This is a genomic window from Halomonas sp. HL-93 (genome assembly GCF_900086985.1).
Classification (GTDB): domain Bacteria; phylum Pseudomonadota; class Gammaproteobacteria; order Pseudomonadales; family Halomonadaceae; genus Vreelandella.
Genome location: NZ_LT593974.1, coordinates 2,053,765 through 2,067,577, shown reverse-complemented (window position 1 = coordinate 2,067,577; position 13,813 = coordinate 2,053,765). Strand labels below are relative to the sequence as shown.

The 13,813-nt window shown below is 55.0% G+C and carries 12 protein-coding genes and 3 tRNA genes; 14 read left to right on the top strand and 1 reads right to left on the bottom strand.

Annotated features, from left to right (window positions below; all coding sequences use genetic code 11):
• The first annotated feature begins 3 nt into the window (after positions 1-3).
• The 7 genes from GA0071314_RS09550 to GA0071314_RS09520 all read left to right on the top strand — a co-directional run bounded on the left by GA0071314_RS09550 (position 4) and on the right by GA0071314_RS09520 (position 4,968).
• Positions 4-80, top strand: a tRNA-Arg gene (locus GA0071314_RS09550).
• A gap of 52 nt (positions 81-132) precedes the next feature.
• Positions 133-207, top strand: a tRNA-His gene (locus GA0071314_RS09545).
• A 50-nt stretch (positions 208-257) separates the two neighbouring features.
• A tRNA-His gene (locus tag GA0071314_RS09540) sits at positions 258-332 on the top strand.
• Between the two features lie 488 nt (positions 333-820).
• Positions 821-2,062: an NAD(P)/FAD-dependent oxidoreductase gene (locus GA0071314_RS09535; RefSeq protein ID WP_074396422.1), complete on the top strand. Its 1,242-nt coding sequence runs from the start codon at positions 821-823 to the stop codon at positions 2,060-2,062.
• Between the two features lie 73 nt (positions 2,063-2,135).
• Complete coding sequence (locus tag GA0071314_RS09530) at positions 2,136-2,345, top strand: putative motility protein (protein WP_074396421.1); 210 nt, start codon at positions 2,136-2,138, stop codon at positions 2,343-2,345.
• 231 nt (positions 2,346-2,576) lie between these two features.
• The gene (locus GA0071314_RS09525) at positions 2,577-4,166 is read left to right on the top strand and encodes a peptide chain release factor 3 (RefSeq protein WP_074396420.1); all 1,590 of its coding nucleotides are present in this window, start codon (positions 2,577-2,579) and stop codon (positions 4,164-4,166) included.
• A gap of 28 nt (positions 4,167-4,194) precedes the next feature.
• Positions 4,195-4,968: a TatD family hydrolase gene (locus tag GA0071314_RS09520; protein WP_074396419.1), complete on the top strand. Its 774-nt coding sequence runs from the start codon at positions 4,195-4,197 to the stop codon at positions 4,966-4,968.
• Here GA0071314_RS09520 and ygfZ read toward each other — a convergent pair.
• Positions 4,965-5,927, bottom strand: coding sequence for a CAF17-like 4Fe-4S cluster assembly/insertion protein YgfZ (gene ygfZ / locus GA0071314_RS09515; RefSeq protein WP_074398496.1), 963 nt, complete (start codon positions 5,925-5,927; stop codon positions 4,965-4,967). The genes GA0071314_RS09520 and ygfZ overlap by 4 nt on opposite strands.
• Before the next feature lie 200 nt (positions 5,928-6,127).
• On the opposite strand from ygfZ, the gene GA0071314_RS09510 reads away from it, so the two are divergent.
• The 7 genes from GA0071314_RS09510 (at position 6,128) to GA0071314_RS09480 (ending at position 13,807) form a co-directional block, all read left to right on the top strand.
• On the top strand, positions 6,128-6,325 hold the full coding sequence (locus GA0071314_RS09510) for a hypothetical protein (RefSeq protein ID WP_074396418.1): 198 nt from the start codon (positions 6,128-6,130) through the stop codon (positions 6,323-6,325).
• Positions 6,325-6,732: an OsmC family protein gene (locus GA0071314_RS09505; protein WP_074396417.1), complete on the top strand. Its 408-nt coding sequence runs from the start codon at positions 6,325-6,327 to the stop codon at positions 6,730-6,732. Before GA0071314_RS09510 ends, GA0071314_RS09505 begins: the two co-directional genes overlap by 1 nt.
• A gap of 26 nt (positions 6,733-6,758) precedes the next feature.
• Complete coding sequence (gene uvrB, locus GA0071314_RS09500) at positions 6,759-8,783, top strand: excinuclease ABC subunit UvrB (RefSeq protein ID WP_074396416.1); 2,025 nt, start codon at positions 6,759-6,761, stop codon at positions 8,781-8,783.
• A gap of 3 nt (positions 8,784-8,786) precedes the next feature.
• Positions 8,787-9,614: an endonuclease VIII gene (gene nei / locus GA0071314_RS09495; RefSeq protein WP_074396415.1), complete on the top strand. Its 828-nt coding sequence runs from the start codon at positions 8,787-8,789 to the stop codon at positions 9,612-9,614.
• A gap of 182 nt (positions 9,615-9,796) precedes the next feature.
• Complete coding sequence (locus tag GA0071314_RS09490; protein WP_074396414.1) at positions 9,797-11,302, top strand: fumarate hydratase; 1,506 nt, start codon at positions 9,797-9,799, stop codon at positions 11,300-11,302.
• A gap of 113 nt (positions 11,303-11,415) precedes the next feature.
• Positions 11,416-12,834, top strand: coding sequence for a cardiolipin synthase (gene cls / locus GA0071314_RS09485; RefSeq protein ID WP_074396413.1), 1,419 nt, complete (start codon positions 11,416-11,418; stop codon positions 12,832-12,834).
• A gap of 55 nt (positions 12,835-12,889) precedes the next feature.
• The gene (locus GA0071314_RS09480; protein ID WP_074396412.1) at positions 12,890-13,807 is read left to right on the top strand and encodes a LysR substrate-binding domain-containing protein; all 918 of its coding nucleotides are present in this window, start codon (positions 12,890-12,892) and stop codon (positions 13,805-13,807) included.
• Positions 13,808-13,813: the final 6 nt, after the last annotated feature.

Below are 13,813 nucleotides of genomic sequence, written 5' to 3'. Positions count from 1 at the left end.
TGTGCGCTCATAGCTCAACCGGATAGAGCAACGGCCTTCTAAGCCGTAGGTTGCAGGTTCGAATCCTGCTGGGCGCGCCATTTGTAACACTGGCGATCAGCCTCAATGTGTTTTAAGCCGCAGTTGTCAATGGTGGGTGTAGCTCAGTGGTAGAGCCCCGGATTGTGGCTCCGGTGGTCGTGGGTTCGATCCCCATCATCCACCCCAGCGACAACGCAGCAAAATCAAGCAGTAGTATTTCCCTTCTTTAGGTTATGGTGGGTGTAGCTCAGTGGTAGAGCCCCGGATTGTGGCTCCGGTGGTCGTGGGTTCGATCCCCATCATCCACCCCATTAACCTCCTCATGCAGCTCATTTCCGCTTTACTCTGTCCTCGTTTGTTGTCCCATTATACTTACTTAGTTTTATTTGCCTTGCTCTAGCGTGGCATTACTTTGATTGGGCGACCGGTCGCTTGGGTGAGTGGGACGGGGCGCCCTAATAAAAAACTGCGCGTAGTCGATGCTTAACATCAAATTTTGGTGCGATTGACGTGCTTTTTTAGTGCGCTGTGCCACGTAAAGATGATTAAGGTAGTGCTGAATTAACCTCTTATCGCTTTGCGATGGCCCGCGTAGTTATAAGGCTAAGCAATTGCTGTGCCGCAATGCATGATGTTGGCGTTATTGCTGATTTGGCGACATTAATTCCTGATTTCTCAATTAAAAACAGTTTTTTACACTGTATTAATGCTTGTTTATCAGTGCTATTTTTTTAGATAGAGAGGCGCGCGATGGACCTTGCCTGCGCGTCGAGTAATCAGCAGATGGAGGGCGTTATTAATGTCGCGTCACGCGGTGGTGTTAGGAGCAGGCATGGTAGGTGTCAGCATTGCATGGCACTTACAGCAGCGTGGCATTCAGGTCACGTTAGTTGATCGACGCCAGCCAGGGCAGGAAACATCGTTTGGTAATGCTGGTATTATCCAGCGGGAAGCGATAAAGCCTTACCCGTTTCCTCGCGATATGAAAACCATCCTAAGCGTACTGCCCAATCGCCGGGTCGATATTCGCTACCGCACCGGTGGGATGTTTAAGGCTGCATCGCCCTTACTAAGTTATTGGCATCACTCATCATCGCGCCGCTACCAGCAAATTGTGCCGGAATATGCATCGCTGATTCAGCTATGTCTTAAGACCCACGGACCAATGATTGAAGCGGCCGGCGTCGAGCATTTGGTGCGTCGAAATGGGTGGCTGGAAATCTACCGAACGCCGGAAAAGCTTGCTAAGCGTGCGCAAGAGGCGCAAGAAGCCCGTGAACGTTATGATGTTCAGTTTCAAGTGCTAGATCGCCCGGCCTTACTAGACAAACAAGCCGACCTTAGTGATGACATTATTGGGGCAATTCATTGGCTTGACCCCTGGACGGTCGCAGATCCTGGTGCTCTGGTGGCCGCGTATGCGGCGTCATTTGTTGCCAATGGCGGTCGGATTGTACAAAGCGATATTCAGTCGGTAACGCAGCTCGAAGCCCAATGGCGTATTACTACCGCCGATGAGGAACTAGCCGCAGACGACGTCGTAATGGCACTCGGGCCTTGGGCAGGCGAGTGGTTGAAAGGATTAGGCTACCGCTTTCCGACCTTTGTTAAGCGAGGCTACCACATGCACTATTCGACGCAGTCGCCTGCCTGCCTGCGTTACTGGCTGATGGACGCTGAAGTGGGGTATTTGCTGGCGCCGATGAATGCTGGCATACGGCTCACGACCGGTGCTGAGTTGGATCGTCTTGAGTCGCCCTCGGACGAGCAACAATTAGGCGCCGCAGAAAAAGTTGCTCGGTCGCTCTTCCCGTTAGGTGAGCGGCGAGACAAGGCGGCCTGGAAAGGCGCGCGTCCATGTCTTCCCGATATGAAGCCGGTAATTGGGCCCGCCCCGCATCATAAAGGGCTGTGGTTGGCCTTTGGGCATGGTCATCAAGGGTTTACATTGGGACCGGCGACGGGCTATTTGCTTGCCGATATGATGGAGGGCAAAACACCGGCCATCGATATGGCGCCCTTTAGGGCTGAGCGGTTTTAATAGGTCTGATTTTGCGTGTTTTCATACTCTTTGCTAGGCTGCTCATACATTCGCACTACAATGAGGTGAACCTATGGATGTTGCGGTTAGTAATGCGGTAAGCACGTCGCTATCCATGAATCAGGCACAAAGTGCTGAACAAGCGCAAATGAAAGTGTTTAAAGATGCGCTTAATACCCAAGAGCAGCAGGTCAGTGAAATTATGGCTTCAGCTGATATGGGTGCTGAGCCAGACTTGGCTCAGGAAGGGAGCGTAGGCACTCAGGTTAATACTTTCGCCTGAGTGGTTGTGTTCTAGCAGTTATAAAGCTGTGATTGAAAAAAACGCCGGTTCGCCCGGTGTTTTTTTATGCCATTGTATCCGGTTGCGCTTCGTTACCTACCCGTTAGCCTGCCTGGCCCCTTGTGGCTCAATGCGCTCTGCAAGGGTACAATCCCGGCATTGCCATTTAGCTCAGCCGTTGTCACTTGGTATCTATATGTTCGGCTGAGTCCACGCTAATGATGAGGCCCGATGAAAGATACTCAATTAGCCCAAGAAGCCGGGCTTAGAAGAACCTTTGCTATCATTTCGCACCCCGATGCCGGGAAAACGACCATCACTGAAAAAATGCTGCTGTTTGGCAATGCCATTCAGTTAGCCGGCTCGGTGAAGAGCAAGCGTAACGACCGGCATGCCACCTCAGATTGGATGAAAATGGAGCAGGAGCGGGGCATCTCGGTAACGACCTCGGTGATGCAGTTCCCCTATGGCGGGCGTATCGTCAACCTGCTGGATACGCCGGGTCACGAAGATTTCTCTGAAGACACCTACCGTACATTGACGGCGGTGGATTCCGCCCTGATGGTGATTGACGGGGCGAAAGGTGTTGAGGACCGGACCATCAAACTGATGGACGTATGCCGCCTACGCACCACGCCGATTCTGACGTTTATCAACAAGATGGACCGCGATATCCGAGATCCTATCGAGGTGATGGATGAAGTCGAAACGGTTCTCAATATCCAGTGTGCGCCAATGACATGGCCCATCGGCATGGGGCGGCATTTCCGAGGCGTTTATCACCTCTATAACGATGTGGTTCATCTCTATACCCAGGGCCAGGGCAGCCGCATTCCCGAGGACAAGCGCATCGAGGGGCTGGATAATCCCGATGTTGACGAAGTGCTGGGCGAAGAGCAGGCCGAAGAGCTCCGTATGGAAGTAGAACTGGTGCGTGGGGCTTCCCATGAGTTTGATCTGGAGGCTTACCGTAGCGGTAAATTGACGCCAGTCTATTTTGGGACCGCGATGGGCAATTTTGGCGTACGTGAAATGCTGGATGGCTTTGTTGAATATGCCCCAGCGCCTCAAGCCCGGGAAACCAATGTGCGGAATGTACCAGCCGATGATCCACGCTTCACCGGCTTTGTGTTCAAGATCCAGGCCAATATGGACCCTAATCACCGTGACCGTATCGCGTTTCTGCGGGTGTGCTCGGGTAAATACGATAAGAACATGAAGATGCGCCATGTGCGTATCGGTAAGGATGTCAAAATTGCTGACGCGCTGACATTCATGGCCTCCGACCGCTCCCAGGTTGAGGAAGCTTGGCCCGGCGATATTATTGGCTTGCATAACCACGGCACCATCCAGATTGGGGACACGTTCACTGTCGGTGAAGATATGCGCTTCACTGGGATTCCTCACTTCGCCCCCGAGCTTTTCAAACGCGTTCGTTTAAAAGATCCGCTTAAGATGAAGGCTCTGCAAAAAGGGTTGCAGCAACTTTCGGAAGAGGGGGCCACCCAGGTCTTTATGCCGATTGACAATAATGACCTGATTCTTGGCGCGGTAGGGACCCTGCAGTTTGACGTGGTGGCACATCGCTTAAAAGAAGAATACAAGGTTGACTGCCTGTATGAAGGCGTCAATGTTCAGACGGCGCGCTGGGTGTATTGCGAGGACGCCAAGATGCTTGAGGAATTCAAGCGTAAGGCAAGTGCCAATTTGGCCATCGATGGTGGTGGCTATTTAACTTATATTGCGCCGACCCGGGTTAACCTGCAGATGACGCAAGAGCGTTGGCCTGAGGTCCGCTTCCAGCCGACACGTGAACACTAATCGCTCGCCTTGCCATCACGAGGCGAACATGCTGATCGATGCCCACTGCCATCTTGATTTTGCAGCTTTCGATCCAGACCGCGATGCGGTCATCGAAGCCGCAAGAGGCGTGGGCGTTAAGCATTTTATCGTGCCAGGCACCACGCGAGCCCGCTGGCAAAGCGTGCTGGCATTGGGCCAGTGCCGGGCTGATATTAGCGTCTGCGCTGGCCTTCATCCCTACTTCATAGCGGAGCACCGCGAGCAAGATATCAACCAATTAGATAGCGTATTGAGTGAGCATCCCGAACTCGTCGCGGTGGGCGAATGCGGAATCGATGGTCGCTTTGACGATACGCTCGCCGCGCAGTGGGATTATTTTGATGCCCAATTAACGCTGGCCAAGCAACATGGATTGCCCATCGTCGTGCACTGTGTCAAAGCCAACGATACCGTCGCCAAACGGCTTCGCCAACGCGCGCTTGCCAGAGCTGGTCTGATCCACGCCTTTGCCGGGTCTTACGAACAGGCCAAAAAATTTGTGGATCTCGGTTATGTGCTGGGTCTTGGCGGTGCGGCAACCTATCGGCGGGCAAAACGGCTGCAACGCGTTATCAAGGCATTGCCCGATGACAGCTTTGTGTTGGAAACGGATAGCCCGGACATGCCATTGAGCGGCTATCAAGGCCAACGCAATGAGCCTTGCCGAGTGAGCGACGTGTGCAAGGTAGTGGCCGGATTACGCGGCCAAACATGCGAGCATGTCGCCGCGATTAGTAGCGCTAATGCTGCCCGCATGTTTCGCTTGCCTACCTGCGGTTAATTAGCCAGGCCCATGGCGAGCTGCTCAGGGTCGAGCCGCTCAATAGGGTAGGGAAGGTCGAGTAGTGTCAAGCGTGCTTCCCCAAGATAAACGGGCATTGCCTCGTCCATTACCTTGGTGTTCATGACGGTCAGAAGCTCAATATTGCCTGTTTCGCTAAAAGCGCTGGTGACGACTTCGCCAACGCCCTTGTCGGTTTCGTTGACGATAGTCTCCCCGGTTGCTGGCGCAGTCGCGTTTGTCAGCTCGGCGCGCACCAGGCGTTTTTTTACCTGGCCACGGAAGTGGGCGCGGGCAACGACTTCCTGACCGGTGTAACAGCCTTTTTTAAAGCTGATACCTCCCAGTGCTTCCCAGTTAAGCATCTGCGGCAAAAAGTGGTCTTGCTGTGCATCGGTCAGCCACGCGAGGCCGCTTCGTATGTCAGCCAACTGCCAGGCCGCCCGGCCTGCATCATCATCCAGCGCTGAGATGTCGGCGTTGTCTTCCAGGCAGAATAGCCAGCGCGGCGTGTCGCCCGGGTAACAAAGTACGCTGGCGTGCTCATTGGTGAAGTGAGTCCCAGGCGCGGTGGGCAGGGTTAAACCTAGCGCTTGCGCGATCGAGCGAGCATTTTCACCTGCTCCAATCAGCGAGAGCTCAGGAAGTGGGGTTAACTCAGCTTTATAGAAGGCAGCAAATTTTTTTAAGTGACTGGCCAGAGTTTCCAGCAGCGACGCGCTGAGCAAAAGGCGATAGTGAGCGTCACCGATTTTCATCAGCTGAGCATTTGCCAGCATGCGCCCTTTCGGGGTGCAGAAGCAGGTGAGGGGAGCAAATCGGCCGTCTGCGAGGCTAACCTGAGTGCTGGTTTGTCCCTGTAGAAATTTCTCAGCGTCGACACCTTTCACGTCTAACGCGGCTAGGTGGTTAAGCCATACACCGCTGTTGAGAGTGTCGAATGAGGGAACGATCACAATGACAACTCCTAATAAAGAATATAAATCAATAATGTTTAACGTGTGGGCAGTAGGCAGCGATTGCAAGGTACATGCTGCATGCTAGACTCATTTGTCTGTATCAGTTTTGCATAGGGCGAAACCAGCGCACTTGGCGAGCCACTTCGGTTGGCGATGGCCTGTGGCGATATACTGCAGTCGTAATGAGGGAGCCCAGCGCGATGGCACAGCAATCATTAACCTTTCACGGTGTTAAATCCGCCGAGCAAGTCAACCAGATTACCACTGCGTTGATGATGCTTGATGGCGTGGACAGTGCCGAAGTTGGCCGCTACGGCGCCGAAATAGACGGTCGGGTAAAACGCGAGGCGCTCATCAAGGCCGTTGAAAAACTCAACCTCGGCATAAAGGTAATATGATGCACAAGCCCATTACCGTGATCAGTGAACGCAACCGCATTTTCCGCCAGCGCGTAGAAGTAGACGGTTGGGAGGATATGTATGCCGATGTGCCGCCCGTTGTCGGGGGGGAAGGCAGTGCCCCGGACCCCCATGACTACTTCGATATTGCGTTGGGTACGTGCAAGGCGATCACGGTACAAATGTACGCCAAACGCAAGCAATGGCCTTTGGAAGGCATTACCGTCAGGGTGCAGCGCGATGATAGTCAGGAAAGGAAAGGCGTCTACAAGTTGGCTGTCATATTGACGTTCCACGGCATTGATGATCCTGAGCAGCGCGCTAGGCTTGAAGATATCAGCCACCGCTGCCCCATCCAGCGGTTGATGACCCATTCTACCGTGGATATTACGACGAGCACCGAGTAGCTCGTCTTACCCCGACAGGAGCGATGATGAGCAAGGAATTCCGGTTGCAGTCAAAATTTAAGCCCGCAGGGGATCAGCCCAATGCTATAAAAGGTTTGATCGGCGGTCTTGAGTCGGGGCTTGCCCACCAAACATTGCTCGGCGTTACGGGGTCCGGCAAAACCTTTACCATGGCCAATATCGTCGAGCAGCAGCAGCGCCCAACGATCGTCATGGCGCCCAATAAAACGTTGGCCGCCCAGCTGTACGGAGAATTCAAGGCGTTTTTTCCCGACAACGCCGTCGAGTACTTTGTTTCCTACTACGATTACTATCAGCCGGAAGCCTATGTGCCGTCATCGGACACCTTTATCGAAAAGGATGCCTCGATCAACGATCACATCGAGCAGATGCGCCTTTCCGCCACCAAGGCGCTGCTGGAGCGTCGCGACGCCCTGATCGTCGTGTCGGTGTCGGCGATATACGGCTTGGGTGACCCTGATCAGTACCTGAAGATGCGCCTGCACTTTACCCGCGGCGAGCTGATCGACCAGCGGGCGTTTCTGCGCCGGCTCGCGGAACTTCAGTACACCCGTAACGATATGGATTTTCGCCGCGGTACTTACCGGGTACGTGGCGACGTGATCGATATTTTTCCGGCGGACGCTGAAGAAGAGGCGGTGCGCGTCGAGCTGTTCGATGATGAAATCGATTCGATCCGGCTGTTTGATCCGCTGACCGGTGACGTAAGGGGCCAGGTCCCGCGCATGACGATCTACCCCAAGTCGCACTATGTGACGCCCCGCGAGACCATCCTCGGCGCCATCGATGATATCAAGGCCGAGCTCAAGGAGCGCCTCGACTGGCTGCGCAAGCATGAGCGGCTTGTCGAGGCACAGCGCCTCGAACAGCGCACCCTGTACGATATCGAAATGATGCTCGAGCTTGGGTACTGCAACGGCATCGAAAACTACTCGCGCTATTTATCGGGCCGCGCGCCCGGCGAGCCGCCGCCGACGTTCTTCGACTACCTGCCCGACGATGCGCTGCTGTTCATCGATGAATCCCACGTCAGCGTGCCCCAGGTGGGAGGCATGTACAAAGGCGACCGCTCGCGCAAAGAAACGCTTGTCGAGTACGGGTTTCGCTTGCCGTCGGCGTTGGACAATCGTCCTATGAAATTTGAAGAGTGGGAGGCGATTTCGCCGCAAACGATTTTTGTCTCGGCAACGCCCGGCCCCTACGAAGCCGAGCATGCCGGGCAAATCGTCGAGCAGGTCGTGCGGCCGACGGGGCTGCTGGACCCTGAACTGGAGGTGCGCCCGGCCAGTACCCAGGTCGACGACCTGTTGTCAGAGATCGGCCTGCGCACCGAGGTGGGCGAGCGGGTCCTGGTAACCACGCTGACCAAGCGAATGGCCGAAGACCTGACGGAATACCTGGACGAGCACGGGATTCGCGTGCGTTATCTGCACTCGGATATCGATACCGTCGAGCGGGTGGAAATCATTCGCGATCTGCGTCTGGGCAAGTTCGACGTCCTGGTGGGGATCAACCTCCTCCGCGAGGGCCTGGATATCCCTGAGGTGTCGCTGGTCGCTATCCTTGATGCCGACAAAGAAGGCTTCCTGCGTAACGAGCGTTCCTTGATCCAGACCATCGGCCGTGCCGCGCGCAACGCCCAGGGCAAAGCCATTCTCTATGGCGATCGAGTGACCGATTCCATGCGTCGGGCGATGGACGAAACCGAGCGTCGGCGTGACAAGCAGAAGGCACACAATGACGCCCATGGCATTACCCCCACCACGATTACCCGCTCGGTAACCGACATCATGGAAGCCGCTCAGGCGCCCGGCAAGAAAAACAGCCGTAAACGCGGCAGTGATCGCAAGGTTGCCGAAGCCGCCGCCGAATACGATACGGCCAACATGAACAAGCACGATTTCCTCACGGCGATCAGCAAGTTGGAAGATGCGATGTTCGAGGCTGCGCAAAATCTCGAGTTCGAGGAAGCCGCCCGTTTGCGCGACCAGCTGCATCAAATGAAAGAAAAACAACTGGCGCTGGGGTAGGGCATGCCTGAAGGCCCGGAAATCCGTCGCGCGGCGGACAAGATTCAGCTTCAGATTGGCGGCAGGGTGGTCGACGAGGCCTGGTTTGCCTTTCCTGAGCTTGCCGAGCAGGCAAACGTTCTGGAGGGGGTTCGCGTCGACGCAGTGGATACCTGGGGGAAGGCCATGCTGCTGCGCTTTGCCAACCAGCAGGTGCTGTATTCCCACAACCAGCTATACGGCGTGTGGAAACTCCACGACGCGGCCAAGCCTCCTTCCACCAAGCGCTCGCTGCGCGTTCGTCTGGTGGCCGACGGTAGGGCGGCGAGTCTCTACAGTGCGTCTGATATTTCGCTCTGGCATGCGCAAGATCTGAAGCAACATCCCTTTTTATCTCGGCTGGGGCCGGATTTGCTCAGCCACTCGCTGACCGCTGATGACGTGGCGGTGCGGCTTGCCTCACGCGCCTTTCTACGCCGTCGCTTGGGTGGTCTGTTACTCGACCAGGGTCTTGTCGCGGGGTTGGGTAATTACCTGCGCTCAGAAATTCTGTTCTTTGCCCAGTGCCACCCCAAGCAACGTCCGGTTGACTTGACCGAGTCTCAGCGCCATCAGCTGGCCACCTGTATTATCCAAGTGACGCGTCAGGCGTATGAACAGGCGGGCGTCACTAATACCAAAGCCTGGATTGAGCAGGCCATCACCGCCGGCGAACCGCGTCGCCAATGGCGGTTCAGCGTCTTCGAGCGGGCCGGGCTTTCCTGTCACCGCTGCGGCGAGGTCATCGAGCGCACCATGGTAGGGTCCAGGCGGCTGTATTGGTGCCCGGGCTGTCAGGTTAATACACCATAATTTATACCGTTATCTTGTATCGTTTTAAATTTGGCAACTGCCTATATCTGTTCGTTTCTATGACGTTGGTGTTGCTGCCGGGGTGGGGCCAATACGGTATAATGCGTAAAGCCGAGCAGGCCCTTGCGGCAAAAGATCGCTTAGGCTTGCCGATAAGACGATAACCAAGGAGCTGTTTGTCCATGACCGTGATTCGCCAGGACGACGTGATTCAAAGCGTTGCCGATGCCCTGCAGTATATCTCCTACTATCATCCCAAAGACTTTATCGACGCCATGGCGGCCGCTTATGAGCGCGAAGAAAACCCCGCTGCCAAGGACGCGATTGCGCAGATTCTGATCAACTCGCGGATGTGCGCCACGGGTCATCGGCCAATTTGCCAGGATACCGGCATCGTGACGGTCTTTGTCCACGTAGGCATGCAGGTGACCTGGGACGCCGACATGAGCCTGGATGACATGGTCAACGAGGGCGTGCGCCGCGCCTATCAGCTTCCCGACAATATCCTGCGCGCCTCGGTGCTGGCAGACCCCGACGGCAAGCGTCAAAACACCAAGGACAACACGCCCGCGATTATCCACCATAAGCTCGTGCCGGGCGACAAGGTCGATATTCACGTGGCAGCGAAGGGCGGTGGTAGCGAAGCAAAATCCAAGTTTGCCATGCTCAATCCGTCTGACAGCGTCGTGGACTGGGTGATGGAGCAGCTGCCCAAGATGGGGGCCGGCTGGTGTCCGCCGGGCATGCTGGGCATCGGCATTGGCGGTACGGCGGAAAAGGCCATGGAGATCGCCAAGGAAGCACTGCTGGAGCCGATCGATATCCAGGAGCTTCAGGCACGTGGCGCGAGCAACCGCGCCGAGGAACTGCGTCTTGAGCTGTTCGACAAGGTCAACAAAAGCGGCATTGGGGCTCAGGGGCTGGGCGGCTTAACCACCGTGCTGGATATCAAGGTCAAGGATTATCCGACCCATGCGGCGAACAAGCCGGTCGCCATCATTCCCAACTGTGCCGCTACCCGCCATGCGCACTTTACCCTGGACGGTTCGGGCCCCGTGGCCCTGCCGGCGCCTAAGCTCGAAGACTGGCCGGAAATCACCCGCGAGGCTGGCGATAACGTCAAGCGCGTCAACCTCGATACCGTGACCCCGGAAGACGTCAAAACCTGGCAGCCCGGGGACACGCTGCTGCTCAATGGTAAGCTGCTCACCGGCCGCGACGCCGCGCACAAGCGCATGGTGGATATGCTTGCCAAGGGCGAACCGCTACCCGTGGATATGAAGGGCCGTTTCATCTATTACGTCGGCCCCGTCGACCCCATTGGCGATGAAGTGGTAGGACCCGCCGGACCCACGACCGCAACGCGCATGGATAAGTTTACCCGCACCATGCTTGAGGAAACCGGTTTGTTGGGAATGGTGGGTAAAGCCGAGCGTGGTCAGGCGGCGATCGACGCTATTCGCGATAACCAAGCAGTTTATCTGATGGCGGTAGGTGGATCGGCCTATCTCGTTGCTCAGGCGATTAAGAAGTCTAGTGTGGTTGGCTTTGAAGATCTAGGTATGGAAGCCATTTACGAATTTGAAGTGGAAGACATGCCCGTAACTGTGGCCGTGGATAGCGCAGGAACTTCGGTGCACCAGACTGGCCCTGCCAAGTGGAAAGAAATCATCGCCCAAACGGCGTAAGCTACGCGTAGAGTAAAATATCCTTGGCTTAAAAGGCCCCGCCATTGGTGGGGCCTTTATCCATGCCGACAGGTACAGCGCACGGAATTAACACGCATATTGAGGACACCACTATGACCTCGTGGTTGCTAGGGACCGGCATATTATTAATCTACGTGCTAGGCATCGTTTCAGCGGTGATGGCTTTGATGTCAAGCCGAACCTCCCAGGGGGCGGTCGCCTGGATTATCTCACTGTTAACGTTTCCTTATGTCGCGGTGCCTGCCTATTGGCTGTTTGGTCGGCCGCGGTTTTATGGTTATGTCACCGCGCGGGGCGTACGAGATAATATCTTACGCCGTATGCTAGTCCGCTATCGCACCCACGTTGATCCTTATTCTGTTCCGTCTAAAAGTGCCGACGTCCAGGCGGTTGAGCAATTAGCCATGATGCCGATGACGCATGGCAACCAAGCAACCTTATTGATCGATGGTAAGGCGACGTTCGATAGTCTATTTGCAGGCATCGAGCACGCACAGCGCTATATTTTGCTGCAGTTTTTTATCGTGCGAGACGATGCCCTTGGGCGTCGATTGATGGGATATCTTCAGCAAGCCGCTAGTCGCGGCGTCAATATCTATTTCCTTTATGATGAAATGGGAAGTCGCAAACTCAGTGAGCGCTATTTAAACGACTTAACTCAGTCAGGTATTGAAGTGAGTGCGTTTCGCTCCTCCCGCGGTCTAAAACACCCCTTTCAGTTAAATTTTCGAAATCACCGTAAAGTAATGGTAGTGGATGGCCAGGAAGGCTGGCTCGGTGGATTCAACGTGGGCGTGGAGTATTTGGGGGAAGACCCCAGTCGTGGTGCCTGGCGAGATACCCATCTAAAGCTGCAAGGACCTAGTGTTTTGGGTTTGCAGGAAGCCTTCTGGGAAGATTGGCATTGGGCCACCGGTGAGGTCATTACGTTAGATTGGCAGCCACAGGAAACGTTCGCCAGCAACCATCACGTGGTGGTAGTCCCTTCCGGCCCTGCGGACCGGCAAGATACTGCGAGCTTGTTGATACAGCAGGTAATACAAAGTGCCGAAGAAAGGCTCTGGGTCACCAGCCCCTACTTCGTTCCTGATCAGGGAGTACAGGATGCTCTTCGTTTAGCCGCGATGCGCGGCGTAGATGTTCGCGTGATGATTCCCGAACGCCCTGATCATTTATTGGTATTTCTTTCGGCGTTCTCGTTTCTACCCGATATGCTACGTGCAGGCGTAAAAATATACCGTTATCTTCCTGGATTTTTGCATCAAAAGGTGATGCTTGTCGATAATAAGGCGGCTACCGTGGGCACGGTTAATATGGACAATCGCTCTTTCCGTTTAAACTTTGAAATTACAGCGTTTATGCCTAGTGCCGCTGTGGCCGCCCAGGTTCGGGTGATGCTCGAAAAAGACTTTGCGCAGTGCCGACGTATCGGGCTGGACGAAATTGCTCAACGCCCCTGGTGGAAAAAAGTCGTCTCGCGCGCCGCTTATTTAACCGCCCCGATTCAGTAGCTCAACGGCTCGGTGTCAGATTAATTTAGACCTTTAGGGTGACAAGGAGTCGTAGGTGAACCTTGAAACAAAGTGGCTAGAAGATTTCGTTGCATTGGCCAATACGCGTAGTTTTTCCGCCTCGGCAAGGCAGCGGCACGTCACTCAGCCAGCCTTTAGCCGCCGGATTCGCGCCTTGGAGCAGGCAGTAGGGGTTACGTTGGTGGACCGCTCGACGACGCCGGTGGGTTTGACATCAGAAGGTCAACTATTTCTGGTCACAGCACGCAACTTAGTTGAGCAGCTCGCTGAATCGCTAGGCCATTTGCGCGGACTTTCGATGGCCAATGAGGCGTTGGATATAGTCGCCGCCCACTCATTAGCGTTGAGCTTTTATCCGCCCTGGATATCTCGCTTGCAGAAAGGTCTCGGTGAGCTGCCAACCCGATTGGTTGCCATGAACGTTGGGGAGGCAATTCACGTTCTGCGAGAGGGAAACTGTGATCTTATGCTGGCCTATTATGATCCCTTTGCCACCATGCAGTTAGACGCCGAAGTGTTTCCGTCTTTTTCAATCGGCAATGTCAATATGCTGCCGGTGTCCTTGCCTGATGCAAAGGGTCGGCCAATGTTCTCGCTCCAGCACGACAGCTCAGTGCCTTATCTGGCCTATACGCAAGGGGCCTTCCTGGGGCGCAGCGTTCGCATGCTACTCAAAAACGACCCCCTGCGCATGAAGCTGCGCACGGTCTATGAAACTGCCATGGCAGAAGGGCTAAAGGGAATGGTATTGCAAGGAGTTGGTATGGCGTGGATTCCTGATTTCTGTATCCGGGAGGAGCTAAAAAGCGGTCGCTTGGTGCGCGCCGCCGATGCTCAATGGGATATTCCACTAGAAATACGGCTATACCGATGCTCGTTGGTGCATAAACCCGGCGTCGAACGCCTGTGGCGGCAAATGATGAAGCTGCCACGGGATTTTCTGCAAGGCTAATCATTA

What these genes read in the sequence shown, in the direction of transcription:
- cls (WP_074396413.1), top strand. Translation starts at nt 11,416, where the DNA reads ATGACCTCGTGGTTGCTAGGGACCGGCATATTATTAATCTACGTGCTA.
- GA0071314_RS09535 (WP_074396422.1), top strand. Translation starts at nt 821, where the DNA reads ATGTCGCGTCACGCGGTGGTGTTAGGAGCAGGCATGGTAGGTGTCAGC.
- GA0071314_RS09530 (WP_074396421.1), top strand. Translation starts at nt 2,136, where the DNA reads ATGGATGTTGCGGTTAGTAATGCGGTAAGCACGTCGCTATCCATGAAT.
- GA0071314_RS09525 (WP_074396420.1), top strand. Translation starts at nt 2,577, where the DNA reads ATGAAAGATACTCAATTAGCCCAAGAAGCCGGGCTTAGAAGAACCTTT.
- GA0071314_RS09510 (WP_074396418.1), top strand. Translation starts at nt 6,128, where the DNA reads ATGGCACAGCAATCATTAACCTTTCACGGTGTTAAATCCGCCGAGCAA.
- GA0071314_RS09505 (WP_074396417.1), top strand. Translation starts at nt 6,325, where the DNA reads ATGCACAAGCCCATTACCGTGATCAGTGAACGCAACCGCATTTTCCGC.
- nei (WP_074396415.1), top strand. Translation starts at nt 8,787, where the DNA reads ATGCCTGAAGGCCCGGAAATCCGTCGCGCGGCGGACAAGATTCAGCTT.
- GA0071314_RS09520 (WP_074396419.1), top strand. Translation starts at nt 4,195, where the DNA reads ATGCTGATCGATGCCCACTGCCATCTTGATTTTGCAGCTTTCGATCCA.
- GA0071314_RS09490 (WP_074396414.1), top strand. Translation starts at nt 9,797, where the DNA reads ATGACCGTGATTCGCCAGGACGACGTGATTCAAAGCGTTGCCGATGCC.
- uvrB (WP_074396416.1), top strand. Translation starts at nt 6,759, where the DNA reads ATGAGCAAGGAATTCCGGTTGCAGTCAAAATTTAAGCCCGCAGGGGAT.